Source organism: Aminobacter sp. Y103A, from assembly GCF_030294925.1.
GTDB classification, from domain to species: domain Bacteria; phylum Pseudomonadota; class Alphaproteobacteria; order Rhizobiales; family Rhizobiaceae; genus Aminobacter; species Aminobacter ciceronei.
This window is the reverse complement of the sequence record NZ_AP017988.1, coordinates 22,267-45,069: the sequence shown is the minus strand read 5'-3', so window position 1 is coordinate 45,069 and position 22,803 is coordinate 22,267. Positions and strand designations below refer to the sequence as shown.

Here is a 22,803-nt window from a genome sequence, read left to right as displayed (position 1 = left end):
TAATCGGAGAGCCCATATCGGGGGTCACGCTTTTCACTCCGGCAGCGTTTTGTGTCCTAGGGGTGCCTCCGCGGTATCCGGCCTGCAATCCATGTGCCACTGCTTCTTCCGGTTATTGGCTTGCGAAAACCAGACCCATCAGCTTGCTGAACATCGTCACGGCATCATCGGTGAGCTTCTGGCCGAGCTTAATAATCTGCGCCACGATCAAGGCGCGCCGGCGACTGGCGTTGAAGTCATTGGCCAGCCAGGCCGCCGTGGCGTTGCCGTCACGAATCATCTGGTCCCACCGTCCCGAGGGAACACGCAGCTGCAAACTCGGGTCGATCTCAAGCGTCCGCAGGAATGCAACCCGTTCAATCAGCCCGACCAGGTTTTATCCAGGGGACAAACAGATGTACGCGCTTCGTTCCACCTTAACGTGTCTGGGAAAGCAAGTCTTGTTCCGACCCAGGTTGGCGAAGCGGCCTGTTTGGAAGCACTGCGAGCCCTTAGCTTGCGTCAAAAGAGCTCGCGAAATCCGCTTGGCAAGGATTTGCCGATGCAATGACCAGAAACATCGAATTTTCGCTCGTCGGTGCTTCACCCTAGACTGGTCTTGCTCAACGGGACCCGTTCTAATGTCCGCAACCTTGCCGACCTACCCGCTTCCAAGGTGTATGTACCGGCTGCCGGAGGTGGTGGGCGACGGCCTGCCGGCTGGCCATGCCCTGCGCGGCTCCGTATTGGTGCTCGGCAATTTTGACGGTTTCCATCTTGGTCATCAGGCGCTGGCTCGAATGGCGAACGAACTCGCCGCCGGTCACCCGATGGCTGTTATGTCCTGCGAACCTCATCCCCGCAGCTTCTTTTCGCAGGACCAAGCTCCGTTCCGGTTGGCCACGCCCACAGCCAAACGCCTCGAGCTCGGAGTGCGCCATGTCATCGCTGGCCCCGATTTCAGGTTCGGCCACAATCGAGCCGGAGACATGGCACTGCTGGCTGAACTGGGCGCCGACCGGGGCATAAGAGTCAGCGTTGCGCCTGACGTCACACATGCCGGCGTCCGCATCTCGTCGACTCTGATTCGATCGGCGATCGAAGCCGGCGACGTCTCCGGCGCCGTCCGGCTGATGGGCACCGGGACGCTATATCGGCCGGGCCGCGGCCGGTGGCAAGCCTCTGCGCATGAGATCGGTGCCGACGGCGCTTTCCGGCCCCTCGGGCCGCATTGCCTTCCCGCCCCCCGGCAGATGTGGCGGCTGGAAGGGCAGGTCGGGCGGCGCAGGAACGGACGTCCGTTTGCCGCATAGCACGATTGGGACGGCTGCGGCCTGATCCGCGGCCCGCCTGGCGATCGGCCCATCCCCCTTTCCGTCAAAATTCATAACCAAGCGCGGGAAATTGCCCGTCAACTGAAAGGACAACCATGACCATCTTGCACTTACCTGCCACAGGCTACGTGACCATGCCCTGGAAGAACGGCACGGGCTCGACAGAGGAGATCTGCCTGCTGCCGAAAGGCGCTTCGCGCGATGCCTTCGAGCTGAGGGTTAGTCGGGCGACGATTTCATCTCCAGACGTTTTCTCGTCCTTTGCCGGGGCGGAGCGAACGATCACGCTGATCGAGGGTCATGGGCTAACCCTGCAATTTGACGACCATGCGGTGGAGATAGCGGTCGGCCAACCCCACAGTTTTGATTCAGGCCTGACACCGGTCGGCGTTCCCAAGGGCGGTCAGGTACGCGTGCTCAACGTCATGGATACCTGGCAGCTTGGCATGGCTGAAATCCTTTCAGAAGAGACGTTGTTGCAGCACGAGCCACAAGGGCCGGCAGTTGTGTTCGCCTTGCGCGGGGATTCGAAATTGTCGGACAGACTGCACGGTATCAGCCTCGCTGAAGGCGATTGCGCCCTGCTGGACTCTCCCGTTCGGTTCGTCCCGCACCCCGGCTCCACCGTCCTTTTGGTGCCGCTCCGGACGACAGGCGCCTGAACAAAAGAGCGAGGCAGACCCACTTGGCCTGCCTCGCTATCGGTCACCGGGTCGTCGAACCTTTCTTGAAAACGTCCTGGCAGCATTCGATGAAACGCCGCGCGACGCCGGAAAGTGTCTCGTTCTTCCGGTGCGCGATGACGATGGAGGATGGATCCTGCTGTCCGACCAGAGGGCGCGCAATCAGCTTCATGCCGTCATAGGTCATGTCGGTCGCCGGCTTGGTGGCGAGCAGGGCATAGCCGAGACCGTGGCCAACGAGACCACGCTGGCGCTTGCGTCAGCCTCGCGAGCTTCGATAATTCCGAGATCAACCGCAGCTACCGCATGATGACTTCCCACTATGGCGTCGGTGTTTTTCCGGCGTGGCCGCGGCGCCCGAAGGATAAGGTCGCGAACGGCGCTTCGCCCAGAGCTGCATCCTCGGCCGCTTGCCGGCAAAACGTTCTTCTCGCTCACAGAAGCCAATGCCGCGCTCGCAAGTCTGCCAGCCCGATAGCGGCCAAGCCAGCGATAGGCCGTCCGTTCCGAAATCCCGGCCGAACCGGCAGCTCGCCGCACGCTCCAGCCCTGTTTAATCCGGCGCACCAAAAGCACTCGACCTGAAGGCGTCAGACGCGCATTCTTATGGACGTTCATTCGAGGAGCTCCACTGAAGGTTGGTTGGCTTCGCAACCCCAGCTTCTCAGTCCCTCCTCGAATGAACAACCTTCATAGCTTCGACAGCTAGACCGGTAACACCCCTCCTTAATAAGTCTCGCGAGCATCTTGTAGGGAGCAGCCCGGCATCCTCGAGGGCTTCAACGTCGGACCCTTAGGGGCGACGGCCATTTCCTGTTATTATGGAACTCGGCGGCAATTTCAGATGGATCGCCAGCACTAGCGGGAAGCCGACATGAGCATCAGAAGCCTCCGCAGGGACTATATTACGAAGCCGCTCTTCAGATGGGCGGGCACTGTCATGCCGCCGATCTCGGAAACCGAGCGCGACGCGATCGACGCCGGCACTGTGTGGTGGGACGGAGACCTCTTCAGCGGAAACCCCGACTGGAACCAGCTTCTCGCCATGCCGCCGGCCACGCTGACAGCGCAAGAGCAGGCGTTCATGGACGGCCCGGTGCGTCAGCTTTGCGCGATGGTCGACGACTGGAAGATCACATGGGAAGACTGCGACCTGCCCAAAGAGGTCTGGGACTTCATGCGCCGGGAAAAGTTCTTCGGCATGATCATCCCGAAGAAGTTTGGCGGGCTTGGCTTCTCCAACACCATGCATTCGGAGGTGGTGCGAACGGTCTCCTCGGCGAGCGTGGTGGCAGGCGTCACAGTCATGGTGCCGAACTCGCTCGGACCCGGAGAACTGCTGATGCATTTTGGCACCGACGAACAGCGCGACCATTGGCTGCCGCGCCTCGCGGACGGCTCGGAAATCCCGTGCTTCGGCCTGACGTCGGAGGACGCCGGCTCGGATGCAGCGGCGATGACCGACAGCGGTGTGGTCGAGCGCGGCAAGCACGAGGGGCGGGAGGTGCTCGGCATCCGTCTCAATTTCCACAAGCGCTATATCACGCTCGGTCCCGTCGCCACCGTGATGGGCCTTGCCTTCAAGATGTACGATCCCGATAAACTGCTCGGGCGCGGCGAGGAACTCGGCATCACGGTCGCGCTGCTGCCGACTGGAACACCCGGCGTCAGCCATGGCGAGCGGCACATTCCGCAATTCACGCATTTCCAGAACGGTCCGCTTTACGGCAAGGACGTGTTCATTCCGCTCGACTGGATTCTTGGCGGCGAAAAGCAGATAGGCGAAGGCTGGAAGATGCTGATGACGGCGCTTGCCGCCGGGCGCGGCATCTCGCTGCCCTCGCAGTCGGCGGCCTCGGCTGCCATGTGCGCGCGGGCGACAGGAGCCTATGCCCGAGTGCGTAGCCAGTTCAATGTGCCGATAGGCATGTTCGAGGGCGTTCGCGAGCATCTCGCCGATCTGGCTGCCAACGCCTATCTGATCGACGCCGCGCGACGCCTGACTGTCGCCGCACTCGATGAGGGCCACAGGCCATCCGTCATCTCGGCCATCATGAAGTTCCATGCCACCGATCGGATGCGCAACTCGATCGAAAAGGCGATGGACATCCACGGCGGCAAGGCGATCATCGACGGTCCGAAGAACTATTTGGGCGGCCAGTATCGCTCGGTGCCGATCGGGATCACCGTTGAAGGCGCGAACATCCTGACCCGCAATTTGATGATCTTCGGCCAGGGTGCGATCCGCTCGCACCCCTACATTCTGAAAGAGCTGCTGGCCCTGTCTGACGAGGACAACGCGAAGGGACTCGATGAGTTTGACCAGAACATTTGGAAGCACGCCGGGCATGCGGTCGGGAACGTGTTCCGTTCGTTCCTTCGCGGCTGGAGCGGTGGCCTTGTTGGACCGGCGCCGGACTATGCAGCACTGCCGCTGCACTGGCGCGCGCTGTCGCGATATTCTGCCGCCTTCGCTATGCTTTCGGATCTTTCGCTTCTCACGCTTGGTGGCGCGCTGAAGCGCAAGGAGATGATCTCCGCGCGTCTCGGCGACATCCTATCGGAACTCTATCTGCTCGGCGCGGTCCTCAAGCGCTACGAGGACGAAGGCAGGCAGGTCGCCGACCGACCGATCGTCGATTACATCATGATCCAAGGTGCGGAGCGCATCGGCGTCGCCTTCGACGGCGTGCTCGACAACCTTCCTGCGCGCTGGGCCGCCTGGCTGGTGCGGTTTGCAGCTTTCCCGTTCGGTATCGCGCACCGCACTCCGTCCGACGAGTGCACCAACGCGGTGGCAGAGATCCTGCTGTCGCCCTCGGCGCAACGCGACCGGCTGACCCCGGATCTCTACGGCGGCGAAGGACGCGACGACCACGCGCTCGCCCATCTCGAAGAGGCGTTCCGATTGATGGTCGATGTGGATCCCATCGAGAGGAAAATGCGGGACGCCAAGATAAGAGATGCTGGGGAGGCGCTCGAGCGCGGCATCATCGGCGAGGAAGAATTTAATCGGCTGTCGCGCGCGAAGGAGGCAGTGGATCGCGTTGTTGCAGTGGACGCATTTCCCATGGAGGAAGTCTCGCCGATCGCCGGGCAGCATCGGAAACCGCAGTTTAAGAAGCAACGTGCTGCGAAGGGCCGTCGCGAGGCAGCCGAATGATGGCAATGCCCCCGCACACAGAGCGGCGACGACGGCATCGCCTGGCTGATCCTCGACCGGCCGGACGAGAGCGTCAACACGCTGTCCGTCGTCCGGGAACTGGACGAGATGCTCACCGAGATAGAGCGCCTGTCGCCAAAAGGATTGGAGATCCGCTCGTCCAAGAAATGCGGCTTCGCCGCTGGCGCGGACATCCGTGCGTTTCAGGGCGTCACCGACGCGGCCGAAATCAAGACCGTATGACGGACGCCCACCGGACATCATGCGAACGACTTCGGTCTTGAGCTCGCCGAGGTGTGTCTTGGGCTGGTGTTGGGTAAGATAGCTGTTCGGGATATGGATCGGCCCAACCAGTTACCAGTGCATTGGCTTTCCGCTAGATCGTTAAGGAGTGTCCAGAAATGATCAATGGCGACGTAATGGCGTTGTTCGCGACGATATGGGTCGCTGTCTTGGTGGTAGCCGTCGTTTGCCTCATCGGTGCCAGATCAGAGTAGGTTAGCTCTACGTGTGGGCTGCGTGCCCGCTACTTGGCGCGCCGCGCCGGGTGATGATGAGAACTATGTCTACGCCATAGCTCTCCACAGCCTCCTTAATCGCTATTTCGGACGCCAGTCCTCCGGATTAAAGCCGTTCGAGCGCCAGAGCGATCCCCTGACCGCCGCCGATACAAGGGGTGACGATACCTTTGGAGATTCCGTCGGGCTTCATCGAATAGAGAAGCCGTGTCGTGAGGATTGCTTCGGTGGCACCGATCGGGTGACCGTGCGCGATGGCGTCTCCCTCGACCGATCCGCCATAGGCGTCGGTGCGGATATTGGCACCGTCCTTGGCGAACTGATCGAGCAGGTAACCGTTGGCGCCATGGATCTCGACACCGTCGAAGCCCGCGGCAATCGCGTTCGCGGCTGCTTTGCGGAAGTCCTCAACGATGGCCGGCAGTTCGTCCAGTTCGAGTGCGCGCGGCTCCGAGACATCGACGAAGCCACTATTGGCAAACGTCTTGGTTGCGGCCCGGATCGCCGAGGGTGCAACCGGCGCCGCCCCGTCCTCCTGGAGGTCGACGTGCGAGACGCGGCCGACATGCCAGAGCTGCAGGAAAATCCGCCCGCCCTTGGCGTGCACGGCGGTGGTGACCTTGCGCCAGCCGTCGATCTGGACCTGCGAGTAGATGCCGGGCGTGTTTTGGTAACCCTGTCCCTGCCGCGAGATCTGCGTGGCCTCGGAGATCGGCAGGCCGGCCGAAGCGCGCTGGCCGTAATACTCGGCCGCGAGATCGCCCGGAACGAAGCCCGCGCCCGCCCGATTGCGCGTCAGGGGCGCCATCACGATACGATTGGAGAGGATTAGCGAGCCGAGAGTATAGGGCTCAAACAGCGTTTTATTCGTCATGGATCACCTGTGCTGATCTCCGCAGCGGCGGATTGTTGTCGAGATGCCGGTTGGTGCTCAGGTGACCGTGCGGTACCGCTCGGCGGGAAGTTCGTTCCGATAATTCGGAAGCATGGCCTGGCGCGCGGCCTGAAGCGCGTCCCACTGCCCGGCATCGGGAAGCGGCGGGATGGTGACCGGCTCGCGGCGGTCGAAGCCGACCAGCGCCGCATCGACCAGATCGGCCACCTCCATCACGTTGGAGAGCGCGTTGACGTCGGCGCCGACGTGATCCCAGATTTCCGTACGCGTGGTGGCGGGAAGCACAGCCGTAGACGCCCTTCGGCCCGAGCTCGAGGCTGAGACCCTGCGAGAGGAACAGCACGAAGGCTTTGGTCGCGCCGTAGACCGTCATGCCGAACTCGGGCGCCAGGCCGACCACGGAGCCGATGTTGACGATCGCTCCCTCGCCAGCCTTCGCAAGACGTGGGGCGATGGCGCTGGCAAGCCGCAGAACTGCGGTCGTGTTGAGCGCAACCAGCCGCGCGGCGTTGTCGGCGCCCTGCTCGATGAAGCTTCCTCCGATGGCCGTTCCGGCATTGTTGACGAGGATCCCGATGCGGGCGTCGTCGCGCAGCCGCGTCTCTACCGTTGCAAGCTCGTCGGCCTTGGTGAGATCGGCCTGGATGATGTCGATCGCCACGCCAGTCTCCTGTTGCAGGCGAGCCGACATCGCGTCCATTCGTGCCATGTCGCGGGCAACCAGCACCGAGACAGCTATCCATCTCAGTCGGCGGCGAAACAAAGATCGCATTGCGGGCGCGTGCCGCCGATCCATTTCTGTTCGAAGTTCGCTTGGACTCTTCGAACCGCCGCACTCGCTTTGCAGTAGCCGCGCGTGCATCTCACGGATCACGCGCAGCGACAGTGGAACATCTCCAAGCCGCCCCAGTCCATCATCATCGCATCGACGTGGTTTGAACTTCATAGATATCGTCAATCGGCTGGCCGGCTTTTCCGCCTCATCGCTTGGGGCGCCTAGCTCGCGCCAAGCTGCCGATTTCATCGCCTTCGATCGCCGCCATTTCAGTTGCCTGGATCGGGTATCTTCATTGCGTGACCGCACGCCTTGCAATAGACCGCGTCGGGGTCATGGCGCTGTAAGGCGCACTGAGGACAGGGGAAAAACACTTTCTCCGGCCGGAAAATAGATTGCGCCAGTCTGACAAACAACGAAATCCCCACGATCATCGTGACGATCGCCGTGAGCTTGCCCGCCACGCCAGGCAGGACGATGTCGCCAAAGCCAGTGGTTGTGACGGTTGCTACGGTGAAATACAGCGCGTCGACATACTCCGCCAAGCCCGCGCCTGTCCTAAAGAAGAAGCTATAGACAAATCCCGTGGCGATGAACAAGAACGTCAGCAGGTTGACAACGGCGTGGATCGGCTCGCGCCAGTTGGCGATACCCCACGAGTGTAATGGGCGCCACAGAAAGCCGCTGCGAGACAGCGACCATAGCCTGAGGATGCGTAGAAAGCCTAAGTTGGCGAAGGTTGCGGGCAGAAGCAGTGTACCTAGGATGAATAGGTCCACCCAAACCGTGGGTTGCCTTAGTCGACGTGGAATATCACTTGATGCCAGGAGGCGTGCCGCAATATCCAAAAATAGTATCGCAGCGATGGAATAGTCGATCCATAGAAATGTCGACAGTTTCTGCAATACAGGCGTTGCGATGAAGAAGGCTATAATTGCGAGATCGACAAGCACGACCGTTGCCTGGAAGGCACGGGCCTTTTTGCTGTGACCATTGTAGAGAATTCTCAATCGGTCGCGAAATTCAGAAGAATTGTTGGCGTTGTTGTACGTCATTCGTGGCAAACCAATCGCCCCTCTCGGCTGCGGAAATCCGCACGTCGTCTATAGCGAGGAACCTGACGCTGAATTGAAAGTCCGTATCAGGCAAAAACGCGCACGTCAGATTTTACATCTCAGTTCCTTTGCTCGTAGCACCCAACCAGCCATTACGATATGCCGATGATTGGTGCGCGCCGATAAGACTGTGGACCGGTTGGCCGTGGTCACATTGCTCTCGCTATCAGGGATCGACGGCCCCGGTTTCGCGGGAGCGCGACGTAAAGGCTTGCAATACGGTCACTATTGCGAGCAGCGAGAGGCCGATTGCGGTCGAATATAATTCAGGCGCCACGAGCAGGAGCGCGGAGGCAACGAGTGCCCCGCGTGCAGGTAAACCAAGCGGTCTCAACAGATAGGCCGAAAAAGCTGCCGATAGCGCCGTGATCCCCAGCACTGCGCCGCTCGTCGCCAGGAAGAAGCTTTGCCAGGAGAAATCCTTCACGACGATCAGCATCGATGGCGAGAACACGAAAACGAAGGGTACAAGGATCTTGCCTATACCAAGTCGGAAGGCCGTGTTGCCGGCCTTGAAGGGATTGGCGTTGGCGATCCCTGCCGCAGCATAGGCAGCGAGCGCAACCGGCGGCGTGATATCTGCCAAAACCCCGTAGTAAAAAACGAAGAAATGCGCCACCAGCGGCTCGACATTCAGGAAGACCAGGATCGGCGCGGATACAGTGACCATGATCAGATAGTTTGCCGTCGTTGGGATTCCGCAGCCCATCAAAATGCACACGACGCCGGTCAGGACTAACGAAAATAGCAGCGTAAGTGATGTCAAAGACATCAGACCGAAGGGGATCAACGGCTGAATAGTAGAAGCCCAAGCGGCGGCGTTTGACGTGACGATGTAGGAGACTTTGAAGCTTACGCCAGTCAGCGTCACTACTCCGATGACGATGCCGACGGTGGCTGCGGCAGCGCCTACTGCCAGCGCGTACTTGGCGCCGATCACGAAGGCCTCGAACACGTCGCGAGGCGTCAGGCGTTGGCGCGGATTGAGCAAACCGATCACAACGCAGGAAGTGATCCCCCAGAACGCTGCGAGATAGGGGGTATTGCCGTTGAGCAATACGGCAACCAGGACAAATAGTGGTATGACCGTTGGCCAGTCGTGTTTCAGCACCTCCCAGACTTTTGGAAGTTCGTCAGGACTTAGACCGCGCAGGCCCTGGCGCTTCGCCTCGAAGTGCACCTGCAGCAGAACGCCGAGGAAATGCATCGATGCCGGGACAATGGCTGCGATGAGGATGTCAGTATAAGGAATACCGAGAAACTCAACCATCAGGAAGGCGGCTGCGCCCATGATCGGCGGCGTGATCTGGCCACCGGTGCTGGATGCTGCCTCGACCGCGGCGGCAAAATGCCGTGGATAGCCGATTCGGATCATAGCCGGAATGGTGAGCGAACCGGTAGTCACCGTGTTGGCGATGGAAGAGCCCGAGATCGAGCCGAGCAATGCCGAGGAGAGCACCGACACTTTCGCCGGACCGCCCGAAAAGCGGCCGGCGAGCGCGGACGCCAGATCGATGAAGAGTTTGCCCAGGCCCATGCGGGTGGCCAGTACGCCGAACAGGACAAAGTGGAACACGTAGGTTGCCACGACGCCTACCGGCAGGCCGTATATGCCCTGGCTGGTCAGGTAGAGGTGGTTGACCACTGTCGACCAGTCAGCACCGGAATGCACGAGAAGCCCGGGCGCTGAGCGGCCGAAAACCGCATAGAGCATGAAGATGACGGCAATGATCGGCAGCGGCCACCCCATCGCGCGACGGGTCGCCTCCAAGAGCACGACAATCAGGATAGTTCCCATCACCACATCAATATTCAGCGGATTGCCAATGCGGAAGGCGAGGTCGTGGAAGACGAAAGGCACATAGAGGGTCGACACCACTGCGGCGGCAGCCAGCAGCCAGTCAATCACAGGCAGGCCAGCAGGGCGAAGAAGGGACGAAACGTAGAGCGTCTTTTGGCCCTTTGACGACGCTGCGAAAACCAGAAAGATCAACGCCAGCACGAACGCCATATGCACACCACGATGCGTGACCTCTCGCAGCAAGCCGAAGCCGGCGGTGTAGTAGTGGAACATAGACAGTGAAAAGAGCAGTCCGGCGGTTAGCCAAGAAGCCACCGGCCCGAGCGGACGAAAGCGCACTTCAGGATCAAACTTTTCCTCAAGCTCGCGTACCGCAGTCTCGTCAAATTCGATCTGCTCGCTGCTCATCGGGCGCCTCGGGTACCAAAGAAGAGGACCGGGTGGGGTAGCTGCCCGGTCCTCTTAGCGTGGTAGTGCAGCTTACTTCAGAACGCCTGCTTCTTTGTAATAGCGCTCGGCGCCTGGATGAAGCGGAATGCCGATTCCGTCGAGCGCCGTCTCGAGCGTGATCGACTTACCCTTGGCATGGCCGCTATCAAGTAGAGCGCGCGAGTTCTTATTCCACAACGCCTTGGTGATCTCGTAGACGAGATCATCCTTCTGGTCGGTACTCGTGATCCACTGAGCGCCGACGCTTACTGTGTCAGTATCCGTGTCGACGCCCTTGTATGTGCCAGCCGGAACGACATGCTTGGCGAAGAACTGGTATTTGCCCAATAACCCTTCCGCTTCGGTTCCGGTGATGGGCACCAAAGTGATCGACAGGCTGGTCGCGAGTTCTGTGATCGCGCCGGCGGGGAAACCGCCGACGAAGAAAAAGGCATCCATATTGCCGTCGCGCATTAAGTCCGCCGCTTGATTGGGCTTGAGGAATTCGGCCTCGACGTCCGACTCCGACAGGCCATATGCTTCAAGGATAAGTCTCGCATCGACCAACGTGCCCGAGCCCGGCTCGTCCAGCGAAACCTTCTTGCCCTTAAGATCGGCGACCGATTGGATTCCGGCGTCGGCGCGAGCTACCAGATGAATGCTCTCGGGATAGAGATTGGCAATCGCGCGAACTTTATCGACGGCGCCCTTGTCAGCAAAGATGCCTGTGCCGGTATACGCCCAGTAGGCGACGTCCGATTGAGAAAAGCCCGATTCCAGCGAGCCGCCGTTAATACCATTGACATTGGCGACAGAGCCATTCGAAGCAACAGCCGTTGCGACGAGCCCCGGAACGCCACAGCTTCCTCCCTCCTCGCAAGCGCGAGAGCCTGGCGGATTTGAAATGGCATTGGCGATCAGGCCGCCGATCGGGAAATAGGTTCCCGCTGTGCCTCCGGTGGCAATGCGGAAAAACTGTATATCCTGCGCGCCCGATACACCGATTGCCAGTGCAGACGCCAGGCAAGCTGCGGCAGTAAACTGGATGAACCGTTCGAACATTTTTTCGTCCTTTCCGGATCTGTGGAAACAAATGCCAGGCAAACGTAATGCCCATTCAACCCGACAGTCGCCATAATGTCGAGTCGTGGCGCCGTGCGCCGCCTCCAGTAAGCGTCGAAGTGCTGCCAGCAAGCGTGTTGATTAGGCCAACTGAGCTTCAGAGGCCACTCATGTTCGCTACTTGTGCTTTATGGAAGGTCGTAGGTTGTAACCAACGGTGGCGTACGAAATGGGGCTCAGAGCTTTGCGCGCTCCAGGGCGCGACGCTTTTCTGCAATCGACTGCTTGGGGAAGAATTCCTTTGCGGTATCTGACAAGGGATAGCGACCGCACCCCTCACAGGCGTGCTCGGGCTGCCGCTCGGTCTCGGCAAGGCGAACCTGTCCGGCAGCCGCCCAGTGACTTCGCTGAGAGAGCGCCGCGACGGCGACGCGCGCCATGGCTCATCGGCTTCGATCGAATCCCATTGTTGCTGCCTTCCACGCCTGGCTTGAAGTGCAACTCCAGCACATCTCCGCAGCACGCTTGCTGAAGCGATCCGCTATGGGCTGTCGCGCTGGATCGGACTGACCCGCTGCCTCCGCGCCTTCCCCAAACGCGGCGTTGCCGTAACGGCTCCTGCACGCAAGTTGATTTCGTCTCCGCTGGTTCGGGCCAAATATCGGCATCAACGAAGATCCCGTCACCAGCTCGGCGCAGACGTGGCTGGCACTCTCCTAGAGTCCCGATCATTGCCCACAAGATACGCACGAGGTACATAGCCTGTATCGGCGGCAGCACGGAACACGTCATGAAATCACGCAACCTGCGTGCCCTTGAGGCCTTCGAGGCTGTGTCACGACATTTGTCATTGACTGCTGCGGCCGCCGAGTTGGGGGTCACGCAAAGCGCGATAAGCCATCAGTTGCGGCACCTGACCGAAGAACTCGGTGAGAAATTGCTTCATCGAGCTGGCCGCAAGGTAGATCTCACGCCCGCAGGGAACCGCCTCGCTGTCCAGCTAAGAACGGCATTCGCGCAGATTGACAGGTCTATTGACGAGACGCTCGGCACACATCGCAAAACGGTGCGCCTTGCGGTCTGCAGTTGCTTTGCCCCAGGGTGGCTGATCAGAAGGCTCGGCGATTTTTACGCAGACCGTCCGGGCTTCAGCCTACAACTTAGGATGTATGCCCAGGACCCTGCCCTTACTGATGAAGTCGCTGATGCTTTTGTGACGACATTTCCGAGCGCTCAGGGCTACTTTGCACTGAAGTTGCGCAACGAGAACCTGATAGCCGTGCGCCCTCGAAGAAGCGACACCTCACAAGCCCTGCCGCTAGTAACGACCTCGTTTCCACCCGCAGAAATCCTGGGGGCAGACTGGGCACGATATTGCCGTTTTGCAGGTCTGGATTTCGACCTCATGCATGCCGGGTACTGGCTTGAGGCAACACATTATGTGCTTGCCCTCGAAATGGCCAGGCAGGGTCTCGGCGTAGCCCTGGTGCCGGACTTCCTGGCAGAGGAGGCGCTTCTGTCCGAACAGGTGCAACTAGAATGCGCTATGGGAATGCCGACAAACGAGGACTATTACCTCTGCATCAAGAGCGCCCGTCGGGCAGAGCCTGCCTTGCGTGAACTGGAACTCTGGTTCCGGTCGCAGATCCCCTCTTCACCGCTTCAAGAAGCGGCAACGCAACTGGCGTAGCCCGGAGCCAGCGGCGGGAACGGTCGGGCACGCGGGTGAGACCGAGCTCGGTTCCGGCGTAGATCCAGCTGCCGCCCATGCCTGTGGCGACATCGACCGAGGCCAAGGCTGTTAGATTTCGTTCACGGGCATCGTTCAGCTGGGATAGCGGAAACGGTGTTGTCTTGTTCGGCTGAGACATGAGAACGAAATAGGAACAAATGCCTTGTGAAGTCAATTCACTTCACGGTAACTTACGGGCAGGTGCTCCGGACCGCGAATGCCGGCTACAAGTCCATGGGGTCGAGCATGTCTGGTGTGTCGTTCTTCGTTGAAGCCGTTTTTCCGCGCGATCTTGGACATGCCCCCCCTAGAGTGGCCAGACCAGAAGGATCATCGGTATGCCCACTAACACGACAAGCACCTCAAGCGGCACACCCATGCGCCAATAATCGCCAAAGCGGAATCCGCCCGGCCCCAGGATCAGCGTGTTGTTCTGGTGTCCGATCGGGGTCAGGAATGCGCAGGATGACCCAACCGCCACAGCCATCAGGAACGGATCGGTGCCGACCCCCAGCTGCGAAGCAGCACCAAGCGCGATCGGACACATTACCGCTGCCGTTGCTGCATTGTTCATGAAGTCGGACAGGATCATCGTGACCACCAGAATTGCCGTCAAAGCCAGGACCGCAGATTGCCCGGCAAAACCCTCGAGCATCGCCGTGGCAACGATATCTGCTGCGCCAGTTGAGGCCATGGCAGCCGCCACCGGAATGAGCGCCGCAAGCAGGGTGACGACAGACCAGTCGATGGCATCGTACAGGCGTCGTGCGGGCAGCACCCCGGCAACCACCACCGCAACGACCCCGCCTGCAAACGAAATGGCAGCCGGAACCAATCCGAAGGCCGCACCTGCAACGGCGACCAGCATAATCGCCGACGCGTAGACTGCCTTGGCCCGATCGGGAATTCGCAAAGGTCTTTCAGCGAGCGGGATGCATCCGAACCGGTTGGCGAAGTCCGAAATGGCATCGATTGTTCCCTGCATCAGAAGAACGTCCCCGGCCATGATCGGCAGGGACCGCAGGCGTTCAGGAGATCGCTGCCCCTGCCTCGCCAATGCTAGCAGATTGATGCCGTAGGCCGTGCGCAGGTTGATGTCACTGGCGGATCGGCCAACGATATCGGCCAGCGGACGGACGGCCAGTTCAGTCAATACCACCTCATCGGATTGCAGCGCCGCCAGCCGCCTTGGCTTCTGCTGGTCTCCGTCGGCCCCTTCCGCCGAAGCGGCTTCTTCGCTGTTGCTTCCCTCTTTCACGTCTTCCTCGAGCTTGAGTTCGAGCAGTGATAGCGCCTTCGACAGCGCCTCCGGTTCGGCCTCTATGATCAGGATGTCGCCGGCCCGCACTTCGCGGTAAGGATTTGGCGCCGGGATCCGCAACTCGTTGCGGATCAGCCCGACGACCTGCGCATCGGCATCGTTCAAGGCCGTCTCAAGGTCCCGAAGCGACATGCCGGCGGCCTTGGAAGCCTCAGGCACCCGCGCCTCCGTCAGATATGCTCCCGCCTCGAAGCTGTCGGTGCCCTTGCGTTCGCGAGCGGGAACCATGCGCCAGCCGATCAGCGCGAGAAAGACCAACCCGGCCGCAGCCACAGGGATGCCGACCGGCGCGAAATCGAACATGGAGAAACTCGTCCCGGACCCGCTCGCACGGAAGCCAGAAACGATGAGGTTGGGCGGCGTTCCAATCAGGGTCGTCATACCGCCGAGGATCGATCCGAAAGCCAGGGGCATGAGCACCCTGCCCGGTGGAAGGTCCAGGCGCCTGGCAACCTGTATGGCGATCGGCATCAACAGGGCCAGCGCGCCAACATTGTTCATGAAGCCGGACAGAACAGCTGCCAGTCCGGTGAGCGACGCTATGGTTGCCGTTCGGCCCGTGGCCGTTGGGAGGATGAACCGGGCGAGTGCATCGACGACGCCCGTTGCCTGCAAGGCACCGCTCAAGACCAGAACGCATGCGACAGTAATGACGGCTGGATGGCCAAACCCCGCGAAGGCTGCCTCACTCGGGACAAGGCCAGCGGCGACACAGGCAAGAAGAGCTGACAGGGCTACAACGTCATGCCGAATTCGCCCCCAGAGGAACGCTGTCACGGTTGCACAAAGGATTACGACAATCGTGACCTGGTCTTGTGTCATTTGCCCGCGCCCCACGCTTGGCGATGTTGGACGGACACTGAAGACGCGTCAAGGCGACTGGATCAATCACAAGGAACTTGCACGTTGTAACACATCTTCACGTTCCCGTGATGAATGCCCCACGGATTGATACATTGTGCTATAATTCGTGAAGCTCGATCTGAAAGAAAACAAAAATGCAGAAGGAGCCCGTCATGAACGAAGCAAACAATGAAAAAATTGATTTCTGGAACTGGCTGTATGATTACAGTCCGACGAAGAAATTTATGGCCTGGTCGATGATATTGACGGCCATTGCTACGATAATACTCGGATTTACGGCCGGCGGCTGGGTCACAGGCGGCTCAGCGCGTTTAATGGCTGCCGTTGCAGCCCGTGATGCACGAGCAGAACTCGCCGCTTCCGAATGCGTCCATCGCTTCATCGCCGATAGCGATGCCACCCAGAAGCTGACCGAACTCAAGACGCTCAGTGCCTGGCAGCAGGACGACTTCGTCAAGGATGGCGGCTGGGCTCGATTTGGCGCTGAAGACATACAGGGAGCGGACGTAATGTGCGCCGCCACTCTTGCAGCCATGGACGGCATCCCCGCCCAAGAGGCAGCGGCATCGACCACCGCCGACGGCTAGGCACGCAGAATGGACCAATGAGATGGTTTACAAGAGTTTTGATCCACCTGTTGTCATTGCCCGCAGGGATTCGGCCGGCAGGCGAACGATCGGTTCGGCCTGGGAAGCTTTGGAATGGCTGGCGCAGAGAAAGCCAGCCAAATCCGGGCCGCGCTACCGCTCGGCGCTTCGCACATGCCGGGATGCGCTCGACGGCCTGCGTCGCACCAGGGATGCCCGCAGGGCATTTGTCGCCGCCGTGAAAGAAGCCGGACGGCGCATCTACTAGACTGCAAAGAAACGAGGTGGGGATGAAGTACCGTGAAGTGCAGGAGACGTTGAGGACAATTGGCATCGTTATGAGCAAGAAGGACGGCAGGATCCGGGTTAATCACTTCGGCGGCACGCCGGAAACGGCCCGTTTCGCCGGCTGCCCAAAGGAGGCGCTAAGACTGGGGCTGTCGATGGCACAGCCGGAGCAATTGCCCCCGGAATGGTGCGCCGAACGGCGGAAAATCTTGGATAAGACTTCGGGAAATGGGTCGGCAGTGGCGATTTCCTGAAGCTGCCGCCCGGGCTGGGAGGAACGCCCGGGCGGCATTCCGTCGGGCGGAAGCAGGACAATACGGGACGCAGCAATGCGCCAGGTCGCAGCGGGGTGTCGACCGATTGATTTGGCTCTGCCGCGAAAGTGTCGGCGGCTTCTGAATTCACGCAAGAGGTCAGGTCGTCCTAGTGTTCGCGGCAAGTATGCAAACAGCCCTCGGAGAGCTAGCTGAGCAAGGGCTCGCCGACGACATTGACGCGACCTCGAGTCTCGTCGGTTCGGCGAAGTTAGGTCACGGAAGAATTTGTGCCAGGAATACAAAATGGGCCGGCGCACCGTGAGCAAGTGCACCAACTACAGCGAAGATCGTAAAGCACACAAAATATAGCTCAGTGCGCTCTTCTTCTGGGTCCCGCTTTGGCGAATTGTAATCAGTTGGCATTTGGATGCTCCATATTTCGAATTGATGCTTGGGACCTGCCCCGGCAGCCGAACAGCAGTTTCGCCATTATCGAGTCAGGTTTGCTTCGTCACGGACAGTAGCGCTTGATGAGGACTACTGCTTCGCTTCAACCCCGGTCGAGTTTTTGATCGAACTCATATTCCTGCGGTTGGGCAGGCTCTCCGCCGCCTTCGACGATCAGGACGATTCGTGGTCATGATCTGCTCCCGGTTGACCTCCTTTATCAACGCAAGAACCAGTGGCCCGATCCTGGACGGCACGGTTTTGTGATCGATGAAGCGTCTTCATGCCCCCTCATTTGCTGGCGAGGCGCATCCAATGCCAAGGGTGGATTAGTGGCGACCGGGATATCCGCACCTTCGGGGGATGCTGGGTGGCTACATAGGCGCGATAGGGCGGAGATACAGCTTCGTCGACACCCCGTCAGGATACCTAGGTGTCGAAGCTATGAAGGTTGTTCATTCGAGGAGGGACTGAGAAGCTGGGGTTGCGAAGCCAACCAACCTTCAGTGGAGCTCCCCGAATGAACGTCCATAAGAATGCGCGTCTGACGCCGTCAGGTCGAGTGCTTTTGGTGCAACGAATTGAACAGGGCTGGAGCGTGCGGCGTGGTGCCGGTTCGGCCGGGGTTTCGGAACGAACGGCTTATCGCTGGCTCGACCGCTACCGGGCCGGCGACCGGGTTCTGCACGATCGCAGTTCAGCGCCGCACCGCTGCCGGCATCGGCTGGCAGCCATGCAGGTGTCGCGGATCGAGCAGTTGCGGCGCCAGCGCATGACCGGGCCGGCGATTGCCCGGTCCTTGGGCCTGGCGCGCTCGACGGTAGGCTTGGTGCTGCGCCGGCTGGGACTGAACCGGCTGGCCTGGCTCGATCCCCGGCCCCCGGTGTTGCGCTACGAACGGCAGCGGCCGGGCGAACTGATCCATATCGACATCAAGACCTTGGGCCGTATCGACGGCGTTGGCCACCGGATCACGGGCCAGCACCAAGGCCATCATCGCGCCCGAGGCATCGGCTACGAACACCTGCATGTCGCCATCGACGATGCGTCCCGCCTCGCCTATGTCGAACTGCTGCCAAGCCTGGGCCGGGATGATGCCACCGGGTTCCTCAACCGGGCACTGGCCTGGTACGCCAGGCTGGGCGCCAGGGTTGAGCGGGTGATGACCGACAACGGCTCGGCGTATCGCTCCAAACTGTTCGCCCAGGCACTCCAAGGTGCCGGTGCCCGACACATCCGCACAAGGCCCTACACCCCGCGCACCAACGGCAAGGCCGAGCGCTTCATCCAGACTTCGCTGCGCGAATGGGCCTATGCCAGGCCATACGCCTCATCGAACGAACGCGCCAAGGCCATTCACCAATGGGCAACCAACTACAACCTGGCACGCCCACACTCGGCCCTTGGAGGCATCAGCCCGTTCCAAAGACTGAACAACCTTCTTGGAAACGACACCTAGGCATGACAGGTGACGACTACTGAACGACCTCCGGCCAGTTCCTGTCTGCGCGGGCAATGTTGCCCACCGTGTCCTTGTGCCATTTCGAAAGGACGCTTCTGGAGTGCTGGAAGTAGAGCTTGCCATCGACGATGGCCCACGCGTTCGGGTCGCCTGATGCTGTCGCACCCTGGCTGACTGCGTAAGCGCAGTAGCCGCCATACTGGGGCAGATACTGCGTCGGTGACTTCGAGAAACGAGGTCGATTGGCAGCGTTGGCGAAGCGGTAGACGATACCTTCATGTACGGCTGTGTGCGCCGCCGTCCCATTAACAGGCCGACCGTCGACAAAATAGGCAACCACGTCATGACCTCCGGCCCCGATACCGGGCAGTTGGCCTGTGTAAACCATGGGTTCCTCAGCATGAGCTTCCTTGGCCCATGGGGTGAACGAGGTAGCAACGGCAAATGGAATGGCAGCGAAGGTCAATACGAAATAGCGTCTTTCCAACTCAGGCACTCCTTCCAACCGCAGTTCAGTCCGACGACGAAGCGCACAATCCCCTGGGTTCGATCCCTTCGGGCAAATCGCCATCGAGTATCGATGGGATCTGCTTCGAGGGGCATGGAACCGACCCATATGAACAGAAGACACAGCAGTCTCCGGCCCGCGGACGCATGACTGTTGCGCAGCCCTGGCATTCGTAGATCACCTGACAAGCATCAAGCGCCATCGACTCGGTCATGCTGTATCTGCACCGCGGACATGTTATGATGCTGGTCAGGACAGTCATGCGATCGTCCTCGTGGCGGTGTCGATCAGCTTAGCTCGCTGAGGGAAGCCCGCGTGGGATGTCTATCGAAGCCGAACCAATGATCGAGTGATATCCGCCCAGGGCCCCACGCCATGATGCCGAGCGCCATCGCCGCCCAGGTGATGTGCAGAGGCCAACCGTCCGGCACCGTCAGTTGTACTACGGCCGTCATGATCAGCAACCCGAACGCGGCGAACCGCGTGCCCAGGCCTAGCACGAGCAAGATCGGAAGCACGATCTCGGCCGCGCCCGCGGCAAATGCCATGACAGCAGGAGCAGGGAAGTCGTACGGGCCGCCCGGCAGATGCAGCTTGAACTCTGCGCTGAACAACAGGACCGCGACTTCGTTCAGCTGCAAGAAACCGTCCCATTTGTTGATGCCGGATCGCCAGAAGGGTACGGCAAGCCCGAGGCGCAGGACCAATTGTGCCAGCCAGGGAGCGGCAATTGTTCGGACTCCTCTATCGGCGAAGCGCATGAGGCCTGCTCCCAATCCTCCGGCTATCGACGCGTCAGGCATCAGAGTCTTCCTCCGCCGCGATCGTGGAGAATGCACCCGCCTCAAGCATTCCGGCGATGGCGAGGGCGAGGTCGAAATCGGGATCGGCGGCGAACGCCGCGTCGGCAGCTGCGCCAAGCGCGGCTCCCTCGACAAGACGGTCCAGGAACGCTGCTGCGCCGGGAGCAATGCGGGCCACGACCACCTCGAGCGCCGGCCGGGTTACCAGCGCGATCTCCGGCCCGGTCGCATCGATAGCCCCGACCGGGCGGTCGACGCGGTTGGCCGCAAAAATGCTGACTGCCGGAAAGGACGAACGCAGGATTCGGGTCGCCGGATGTGCCTCGAACCGCGTGCTTTCAAGCGCGTCGAGTGGTACGCTGGCAAGCTGCTCCGGTCGAAGAGGTGCCGCGTCGGCCGCATGATAGGCATCGAGCCAGGCGCGTTCAATTCGAGCCACGTCGGCCAGCCACGGCATCTGCCGAGCATACTCGTAGCCGTCGATGAATGCGGGGAAACCACGGCCGTACTCGAACAGCAGCGGCGACGTCGGCGGTGCCGCCCGGACGTGCGATCTCGCCATGGCGCGGAAGAAGTCCGGTCCGGTAATGCGAAGGACGGCCGGGAACGCCGCTGAAAGCGCGTCGATCAGGCTGACGGTGACGTTGTTGCGATAAACGTTGTAGCGCCTTTCGACACCGCTGCCGTTCGGTCCGGCGACGACGGCGGGCGTGGCGCGTGCGGGGTGGAGCAGTGCCGACGCGAAATCGGCTGCGTAGGAGGCCTCTAGCTTCCGAAGCTCAAGCCGTTCTTCGGGCGGGCGCATGGGCTATCCCCGATTTGAGTGGCTGCAGGTGGCGATCAAGTATCTGTTGTGCCGCCATGGCTTCGGCTCGCAGCACTGGCCAATCCGGGATGGCGCTGTCCCATTCGACAAGCGTTGGAACAGGTCCGATACCGCCAATCACCGTCTCAAACAGTTTCCACACCGGATCGGCCACGGGGCCATCGTGACTGTCGATGACAAGAGTACGGCCTTCGTCGTCGGCCTGCCGGGAGTGGCCAGCGAGATGGATCTCGCCAACGTGCTTGAGCGGGAAGTCGTTCAGGTAGCCGATTGCCGAATAGCCTTGGTTGGTAGCCGACACGAAAACGTTGTTGAGGTCCAGCAGCAGGCCGCACCCCGTCCGCCTCACGAGTTCGCGGATGAACTCGGTCTCGGCCAGCGTCGACTCCTTGAAGACCACATAGGTCGAGGGGTTTTCGAGAAGGATAGGCCGGCCGATTCTCTCCTGAACCTGGTCGATGTGGTCAGAAACGCTGTCGAGCGTAGCTTGCGTGTAGGGTAGCGGAAGCAGGTCGTTGTAGTATGTCGTGGCATGGGTGGACCAGGCGAGATGCTCAGAAACCAGGGCTGGCTCGTAGCGGTCGATCAGCGTCTTGAACCTGTTCAGGTGGGCTTGGTCGAGCGGTTGCGGACCGCCGATCGACATGCAAACGCCATGGAGCGACAGCGGGTAGTTGTTGCGGATCTGCTCAAGTGCATGGTGGGGTGGGCCGCCAGCACCCATGTAGTTCTCGGCGTGCACCTCAAAGAAAATCTGCTGAATGCCGCCGGCGACAATGCCGGCAAGATGCTCATGCTTGAAGCTGGTGCCCGCAAGGCCATCGATCGGATGCGCCGGGAACCGTTCCGTTCCGGTGCGACGCGAGGTTCTGCCTCCGCCGTCCATCGTTCCCTCACTGTCCCGGCGCATAGGCCGCCTTAAGACGGAACGTCGCGTGTCAGGGCCTCGGGTGACCCCATGCGATCTCCCGGTAGTTTCATCGAGGCACAGGTGCCGCCATCGACAAATTTCCAGGCGTTACCCTGATAGTCGACAGTCGAAGTGCCTTGGCAGGTCGTGCCCGGTCCGGCTGCGCAGTCATTCTGGCCCTTCAGCGCAACGCCGAAGCACTTCTCCATGCCCTTGTCCATCGCAGTTTTTACCTGTGCTTCCGTAAGCGGCGCTGCACCTGCCAACGATGAGAGCGCGGTGGCGACGGCACTGGCTAGGAAGGCGGTGCCTATGGTCGATCTTGCAGTCATGACTCTCCTCCGATGCTTGCACGGCGCGCGAACGCGGGCCGCATTGGCAATTCGCGCCGAAGCCGACAGCTGTTACCGAAGCCCATGTCACAAGCTCGTGATCCCAGCGGCCGCATTTGGATGGGAGTCCAGAGCTTGATAAAGGCTCACCACTGTGTCTCGTGGCAGCAGGCTGAGCCGCAGCCTTTCGCGCCGTCCCGTCTGCACCGAAGGTTCTACGCCTGACGTGGCGGGCCGCAACTTCTCCTTTGTTTGCGACGGCTGTCAGGACTTCGCCCTCCGCCAATGCAGCCATCAGGCTGCTGTCCGGCTACGCGCGTAGGAAGTATGGCGCACCCTGGATTCGCTTCAAAGAAGGAACATATTCTCTACCCAAGCGTTTTCATGTCGGAGCGGGTACCTTGTGTCCCCACACGCCCCACCGCTCCAGCAGCGGGCCTGTCGTGACCCCCTCCGGCAGGCCTTTCGCTTGTAAGCTATGGCCTCTCCTCCGAAGGAGGCGGCGTAGCATTTCCACCATCACCCCCGCGAGCGTTTCATGCAGTTGGAATAGCCCAGGACGCTAAAGTTCGGCTTCTACATATACACGTTGGCTACCGCCGCTTCCGAAGCGTCGGTCGGCCCCATCTCGACGACGTCTTCACGGTCCAACGATGCGTTCCGGTGATCAGCAGCCCCTGATGGCATCTCTTGACTGGGCTGCTCACGATTG

22 protein-coding genes and 6 pseudogenes are annotated in these 22,803 nt (G+C 60.6%); 10 read left to right on the top strand and 18 right to left on the bottom strand.

Annotated features, from left to right (window positions below; all coding sequences use genetic code 11):
* Positions 1-63: 63 nt before the first annotated feature.
* A pseudogene (locus Amn_RS30145) lies at positions 64-376 on the bottom strand (Tn3 family transposase); the annotation flags it as partial.
* Positions 377-620: 244 nt separating this feature from the next.
* On the opposite strand from Amn_RS30145, the gene Amn_RS30140 reads away from it, so the two are divergent.
* Both Amn_RS30140 and Amn_RS30135 read left to right on the top strand, forming a co-directional pair.
* On the top strand, positions 621-1,292 hold the full coding sequence (locus Amn_RS30140) for a hypothetical protein (RefSeq protein WP_286299434.1): 672 nt from the start codon (positions 621-623) through the stop codon (positions 1,290-1,292).
* 116 nt (positions 1,293-1,408) lie between these two features.
* Positions 1,409-1,975, top strand: coding sequence for a HutD/Ves family protein (locus tag Amn_RS30135; protein WP_286299430.1), 567 nt, complete (start codon positions 1,409-1,411; stop codon positions 1,973-1,975).
* A 43-nt stretch (positions 1,976-2,018) separates the two neighbouring features.
* Here Amn_RS30135 and Amn_RS30130 read toward each other — a convergent pair whose 3' ends face one another.
* Positions 2,019-2,183 carry a type 2 periplasmic-binding domain-containing protein gene (locus Amn_RS30130; protein ID WP_286299428.1) on the bottom strand — a complete coding sequence of 55 codons (165 nt, stop codon included), beginning with the start codon at positions 2,181-2,183 and terminating at the stop codon, positions 2,019-2,021.
* Between the two features lie 284 nt (positions 2,184-2,467).
* Positions 2,468-2,614, bottom strand: a pseudogene (locus Amn_RS30125) (leucine zipper domain-containing protein); the annotation flags it as partial.
* A 256-nt stretch (positions 2,615-2,870) separates the two neighbouring features.
* Here Amn_RS30125 and Amn_RS30120 point away from each other — a divergent pair.
* Entirely contained in the window at positions 2,871-5,159 is a 2,289-nt protein-coding gene (locus Amn_RS30120) for an acyl-CoA dehydrogenase (RefSeq protein ID WP_286299427.1), read from the top strand.
* 108 nt (positions 5,160-5,267) lie between these two features.
* Positions 5,268-5,402: a hypothetical protein gene (locus Amn_RS30115; RefSeq protein WP_286299425.1), complete on the top strand. Its 135-nt coding sequence runs from the start codon at positions 5,268-5,270 to the stop codon at positions 5,400-5,402.
* Between the two features lie 381 nt (positions 5,403-5,783).
* On the opposite strand, the gene Amn_RS30110 is transcribed toward Amn_RS30115, so the two are convergent.
* The 8 genes and pseudogenes from Amn_RS30110 to Amn_RS30075 form a co-directional block, all read right to left on the bottom strand.
* Entirely contained in the window at positions 5,784-5,915 is a 132-nt protein-coding gene (locus Amn_RS30110; RefSeq protein WP_286299620.1) for a hypothetical protein, read from the bottom strand.
* Positions 5,916-5,933: 18 nt separating this feature from the next.
* Positions 5,934-6,551 (bottom strand): annotated as a pseudogene (locus tag Amn_RS30105) (oxidoreductase); the annotation flags it as partial.
* Positions 6,552-6,608: 57 nt separating this feature from the next.
* Positions 6,609-7,344: pseudogene (locus Amn_RS30100) on the bottom strand (SDR family NAD(P)-dependent oxidoreductase).
* Positions 7,295-7,546: pseudogene (locus Amn_RS30095) on the bottom strand (Fic family protein); the annotation flags it as partial. The pseudogenes Amn_RS30100 and Amn_RS30095, both read right to left, overlap by 50 nt.
* 70 nt (positions 7,547-7,616) lie before the next feature.
* On the bottom strand, positions 7,617-8,402 hold the full coding sequence (locus Amn_RS30090; protein ID WP_286299423.1) for a potassium channel family protein: 786 nt from the start codon (positions 8,400-8,402) through the stop codon (positions 7,617-7,619).
* Positions 8,403-8,628: 226 nt separating this feature from the next.
* Positions 8,629-10,671: a TRAP transporter permease gene (locus Amn_RS30085; protein ID WP_286299421.1), complete on the bottom strand. Its 2,043-nt coding sequence runs from the start codon at positions 10,669-10,671 to the stop codon at positions 8,629-8,631.
* Positions 10,672-10,743: 72 nt separating this feature from the next.
* Positions 10,744-11,754, bottom strand: a complete 1,011-nt coding sequence (locus tag Amn_RS30080; RefSeq protein ID WP_286299419.1) for a TAXI family TRAP transporter solute-binding subunit — start codon at positions 11,752-11,754, stop codon at positions 10,744-10,746.
* Between the two features lie 236 nt (positions 11,755-11,990).
* Entirely contained in the window at positions 11,991-12,194 is a 204-nt protein-coding gene (locus Amn_RS30075; protein ID WP_286299417.1) for a hypothetical protein, read from the bottom strand.
* A 138-nt stretch (positions 12,195-12,332) separates the two neighbouring features.
* On the opposite strand from Amn_RS30075, the pseudogene Amn_RS30070 reads away from it, so the two are divergent.
* Positions 12,333-12,465 (top strand): annotated as a pseudogene (locus Amn_RS30070) (hypothetical protein); the annotation flags it as partial.
* A 79-nt stretch (positions 12,466-12,544) separates the two neighbouring features.
* Positions 12,545-13,444, top strand: coding sequence for a LysR family transcriptional regulator (locus Amn_RS30065; protein WP_286299416.1), 900 nt, complete (start codon positions 12,545-12,547; stop codon positions 13,442-13,444).
* A gap of 349 nt (positions 13,445-13,793) precedes the next feature.
* On the opposite strand, the gene Amn_RS30060 is transcribed toward Amn_RS30065, so the two are convergent.
* Positions 13,794-15,629 (bottom strand): SLC13 family permease, encoded by a 1,836-nt coding sequence (locus tag Amn_RS30060; protein ID WP_286299414.1) that lies wholly within the window; start codon positions 15,627-15,629, stop codon positions 13,794-13,796.
* A gap of 194 nt (positions 15,630-15,823) precedes the next feature.
* Here Amn_RS30060 and Amn_RS30055 point away from each other — a divergent pair, with 194 nt between their 5' ends.
* From Amn_RS30055 to Amn_RS30040, 4 genes are all read left to right on the top strand, one after another.
* Positions 15,824-16,258 (top strand): hypothetical protein, encoded by a 435-nt coding sequence (locus Amn_RS30055; RefSeq protein WP_286299411.1) that lies wholly within the window; start codon positions 15,824-15,826, stop codon positions 16,256-16,258.
* 22 nt (positions 16,259-16,280) lie between these two features.
* Positions 16,281-16,526: a DUF982 domain-containing protein gene (locus Amn_RS30050; RefSeq protein ID WP_286299409.1), complete on the top strand. Its 246-nt coding sequence runs from the start codon at positions 16,281-16,283 to the stop codon at positions 16,524-16,526.
* 22 nt (positions 16,527-16,548) lie between these two features.
* The gene (locus Amn_RS30045) at positions 16,549-16,800 is read left to right on the top strand and encodes a hypothetical protein (RefSeq protein WP_286299406.1); all 252 of its coding nucleotides are present in this window, start codon (positions 16,549-16,551) and stop codon (positions 16,798-16,800) included.
* A gap of 970 nt (positions 16,801-17,770) precedes the next feature.
* Positions 17,771-18,709, top strand: a complete 939-nt coding sequence (locus Amn_RS30040; RefSeq protein WP_286299402.1) for an IS481 family transposase — start codon at positions 17,771-17,773, stop codon at positions 18,707-18,709.
* Positions 18,710-18,725: 16 nt separating this feature from the next.
* Here the strand turns inward: Amn_RS30040 and Amn_RS30035 are convergent, their stop codons facing one another.
* Genes Amn_RS30035 through Amn_RS30010 form a run of 6 tightly spaced genes read right to left on the bottom strand, consistent with a single transcriptional unit; the run spans position 18,726 to position 22,091 of the window.
* Positions 18,726-19,199: a YHS domain-containing (seleno)protein gene (locus Amn_RS30035; protein WP_286299400.1), complete on the bottom strand. Its 474-nt coding sequence runs from the start codon at positions 19,197-19,199 to the stop codon at positions 18,726-18,728.
* A 25-nt stretch (positions 19,200-19,224) separates the two neighbouring features.
* Entirely contained in the window at positions 19,225-19,482 is a 258-nt protein-coding gene (locus Amn_RS30030) for a GDCCVxC domain-containing (seleno)protein (protein WP_286299397.1), read from the bottom strand.
* 25 nt (positions 19,483-19,507) lie between these two features.
* Positions 19,508-19,981 carry a DoxX family protein gene (locus Amn_RS30025; protein ID WP_286299395.1) on the bottom strand — a complete coding sequence of 158 codons (474 nt, stop codon included), beginning with the start codon at positions 19,979-19,981 and terminating at the stop codon, positions 19,508-19,510.
* A 34-nt stretch (positions 19,982-20,015) separates the two neighbouring features.
* Entirely contained in the window at positions 20,016-20,828 is an 813-nt protein-coding gene (locus Amn_RS30020; protein ID WP_286299393.1) for an HvfC/BufC N-terminal domain-containing protein, read from the bottom strand.
* Positions 20,803-21,735 (bottom strand): MNIO family bufferin maturase, encoded by a 933-nt coding sequence (gene bufB, locus Amn_RS30015; RefSeq protein ID WP_286299390.1) that lies wholly within the window; start codon positions 21,733-21,735, stop codon positions 20,803-20,805. Before bufB ends, Amn_RS30020 begins: the two co-directional genes overlap by 26 nt.
* 32 nt (positions 21,736-21,767) lie before the next feature.
* A complete protein-coding gene (locus tag Amn_RS30010; RefSeq protein ID WP_286299387.1) occupies positions 21,768-22,091 on the bottom strand; it encodes a BufA1 family periplasmic bufferin-type metallophore in 324 nt (107 codons plus the stop codon).
* Positions 22,092-22,803 lie beyond the last annotated feature (712 nt).

Bases quoted from the DNA above. Each gene is read 5' to 3' on its own strand.
- Amn_RS30140 (WP_286299434.1), top strand. From the start codon at position 621: ATGTCCGCAACCTTGCCGACCTACCCGCTTCCAAGGTGTATGTACCGG.
- Amn_RS30135 (WP_286299430.1), top strand. From the start codon at position 1,409: ATGACCATCTTGCACTTACCTGCCACAGGCTACGTGACCATGCCCTGG.
- Amn_RS30130 (WP_286299428.1), bottom strand. From the start codon at position 2,183: ATGACCTATGACGGCATGAAGCTGATTGCGCGCCCTCTGGTCGGACAG.
- Amn_RS30120 (WP_286299427.1), top strand. From the start codon at position 2,871: ATGAGCATCAGAAGCCTCCGCAGGGACTATATTACGAAGCCGCTCTTC.
- Amn_RS30115 (WP_286299425.1), top strand. From the start codon at position 5,268: ATGCTCACCGAGATAGAGCGCCTGTCGCCAAAAGGATTGGAGATCCGC.
- Amn_RS30090 (WP_286299423.1), bottom strand. From the start codon at position 8,402: ATGACGTACAACAACGCCAACAATTCTTCTGAATTTCGCGACCGATTG.
- Amn_RS30085 (WP_286299421.1), bottom strand. From the start codon at position 10,671: ATGAGCAGCGAGCAGATCGAATTTGACGAGACTGCGGTACGCGAGCTT.
- Amn_RS30080 (WP_286299419.1), bottom strand. From the start codon at position 11,754: ATGTTCGAACGGTTCATCCAGTTTACTGCCGCAGCTTGCCTGGCGTCT.
- Amn_RS30075 (WP_286299417.1), bottom strand. From the start codon at position 12,194: ATGGCGCGCGTCGCCGTCGCGGCGCTCTCTCAGCGAAGTCACTGGGCG.
- Amn_RS30065 (WP_286299416.1), top strand. From the start codon at position 12,545: ATGAAATCACGCAACCTGCGTGCCCTTGAGGCCTTCGAGGCTGTGTCA.
- Amn_RS30060 (WP_286299414.1), bottom strand. From the start codon at position 15,629: ATGACACAAGACCAGGTCACGATTGTCGTAATCCTTTGTGCAACCGTG.
- Amn_RS30055 (WP_286299411.1), top strand. From the start codon at position 15,824: ATGAACGAAGCAAACAATGAAAAAATTGATTTCTGGAACTGGCTGTAT.
- Amn_RS30050 (WP_286299409.1), top strand. From the start codon at position 16,281: ATGGTTTACAAGAGTTTTGATCCACCTGTTGTCATTGCCCGCAGGGAT.
- Amn_RS30045 (WP_286299406.1), top strand. From the start codon at position 16,549: ATGAAGTACCGTGAAGTGCAGGAGACGTTGAGGACAATTGGCATCGTT.
- Amn_RS30040 (WP_286299402.1), top strand. From the start codon at position 17,771: ATGAACGTCCATAAGAATGCGCGTCTGACGCCGTCAGGTCGAGTGCTT.
- Amn_RS30030 (WP_286299397.1), bottom strand. From the start codon at position 19,482: ATGACTGTCCTGACCAGCATCATAACATGTCCGCGGTGCAGATACAGC.
- Amn_RS30025 (WP_286299395.1), bottom strand. From the start codon at position 19,981: ATGCGCTTCGCCGATAGAGGAGTCCGAACAATTGCCGCTCCCTGGCTG.
- Amn_RS30020 (WP_286299393.1), bottom strand. From the start codon at position 20,828: ATGCGCCCGCCCGAAGAACGGCTTGAGCTTCGGAAGCTAGAGGCCTCC.
- bufB (WP_286299390.1), bottom strand. From the start codon at position 21,735: ATGGACGGCGGAGGCAGAACCTCGCGTCGCACCGGAACGGAACGGTTC.
- Amn_RS30010 (WP_286299387.1), bottom strand. From the start codon at position 22,091: ATGACTGCAAGATCGACCATAGGCACCGCCTTCCTAGCCAGTGCCGTC.